At 67.7% G+C, this 1,926-nt stretch carries 1 protein-coding gene and 1 pseudogene; both read right to left on the reverse strand.

Annotation, left to right across the window (positions count from 1 at the left end; translation table 11 throughout):
• Positions 1–13: 13 nt before the first annotated feature.
• Positions 14–757, reverse strand: a complete 744-nt coding sequence (gene istB, locus P0R31_RS40560; RefSeq protein ID WP_225145676.1) for an IS21-like element helper ATPase IstB — start codon at positions 755–757, stop codon at positions 14–16.
• A gap of 11 nt (positions 758–768) precedes the next feature.
• A pseudogene (gene istA, locus P0R31_RS40565) lies at positions 769–1,926 on the reverse strand (IS21 family transposase); the annotation flags it as partial.

The raw sequence follows: 1,926 nt of genomic DNA on the forward strand, positions 1-1,926 counted from the left end.
ATGTCCACAGCGCTCAGGTCTTTCGGGCGGATTGCCGGGTTCGGCGCAGGCTCTCACCGGTGAGGTCGAGCCGATGGGCATTGTGGACGAGGCGATCGAGCACGGCGTCGGCATAGGTGGGATCTCCAATGAGCAGATGCCACTGGTCCACGGGGAGCTGGCTGGTGACGATGGTGGAGCGATGACCGTAGCGATCTTCGAGGATTTCCAGGAGGTCGTGACGGGCGCCGGCATCGAGCGGCTCGAGCCCCCAATCATCGAGGATCAGCAGATCGACACGGCCAAGGCTGCGCAACAGGCGTGGGTGACGACCGTCGCCGCGGGCGAGCGCCAGATCGTCGAACAGGCGCGGGACGCGCTGATAGAGCACGGAGCGATTGTCGCGACAGGCCTTGTGGCCGAGCGCCGAGGCGAGCCAACTCTTGCCGACGCCTGCCGGGCCGCAGATCAGGAGATTGACGTGGTCGTCGATCCAACGGCCCTCGACAAGCTTGGCGAACAGCGGGCGGTCGAGACCGCGCGGGGTGCGATAGTCGATGTCCTCGACGCATGCCTGCTGGCGCAGCTTGGCGTAGCGCAGGCGAGTGGCGAGCCGTTTGTCGTGCCGTAGCGAGGCTTCACGTTCGAGCAGCAGAGCAAGCCATTCGGCGTGACCGAGGCTGCCAGCCTCACCGGCGGCTTCAATGTCGGCGAAGGCCTTGGCCATGCCGTGGAGGCCGAGGGCGTTGAGGCGGTCGAGGGTCGGATGGGTGAGCAAGGGACGGTCTCCTAATTGTAGTAGCGCGGTCCGCGGATGTTGGCATGCAGGATCGGCGCATCGTCCGCGGAGCGCTGGTGAGCGGGACGCCGATCGAGATTGTTGGCGAGGATCGACTTGACCGAGCCATAGGTGCGCGCGCCGATGTCGATCGCCCGCGCAGCCGCCGCGTCCAGCCGTTCGCGCCCATAGGAGGCGGCGAGCCTGAGGATGCCGAGGCAGGCGCGGAAGCCTTGTTCGGGGTGCGAGCGCTCGTCGAGAATGAGGTCGCACAATGCGCTGGTTGCCGGCCCGATCGCGGCGGCGTCCTGACGGATACGCCCGATAGTCCAGCCGGCGTAGCGCCGATGGCTGGAGGCCATGTGCTCCGGCACGGTGGTGTGCTTGTGATTGCCACTCATGCGCTGATGCGCGGCAATCCGCTCGCCCTTGTGGAAGATCTCGACGGTGCGGGCCGTGAACCGCACCTCGACCTCGGCACGCGCGAAGCGATGCGGAACGCTGTAATAATGCTTCTCCACCTCGACGTGGTAGTCGAGGCTGACGCGGCGGATCCGCCACTCGGCGAGCACGTAGGGGCTCGCCAGCAACGGCTTGAGTGCCGGCCGGTCGATCTCCTCGAGCAGCCGGCGGCGCGTCACGCCGAGCCGCCGGATCGGCCGCTCCTCGTTGAGCCTGGTGAGCAACTCGCCGATCGCTGCGTTGACCTCGGCGAGGCTGTAGAAGACGCGGTGGCGCAGGCGGCCGAGCAGCCAGCGCTCGATGATGAGGACGGCCTGCTCGACCTTGGCCTTCGCGCGGCTTGCGAGGTCGCGCCGGCAAGACGGCCGTGCCGTAATGCGCGGCCATCTCCGCATAGGTGCGATTGATCTGCGGGTCGTAGAGGCTCGCCTTGATGACTGCGACTTTGGTGTTGTCAGGCACCAGGAGCGCCGGGACGCCGCCGATCGCCGCGAAGGCGCCAACATGGGCGCTGATCCAGTCGGCGAGCCCCTGCGTCCACGTCGCCTGCGCGTAGGTGAAGCTCGAGGCGCCGAGCACGGCGACGAAGATCTGCGCCGTCCTCCGCTCGCCGGTGAGGCGGTCGACCACCACCGGCACGCCGTCGCCCGCGTAGTCGACGAACAGCTTGTCGCCGGCCGCGTGCGCCTGGCGCATCGTCACCGACA

The organism is Bradyrhizobium yuanmingense (genome assembly GCF_029167105.1).
In the GTDB taxonomy this organism is placed as follows: Bacteria; Pseudomonadota; Alphaproteobacteria; order Rhizobiales; family Xanthobacteraceae; genus Bradyrhizobium; species Bradyrhizobium yuanmingense_A.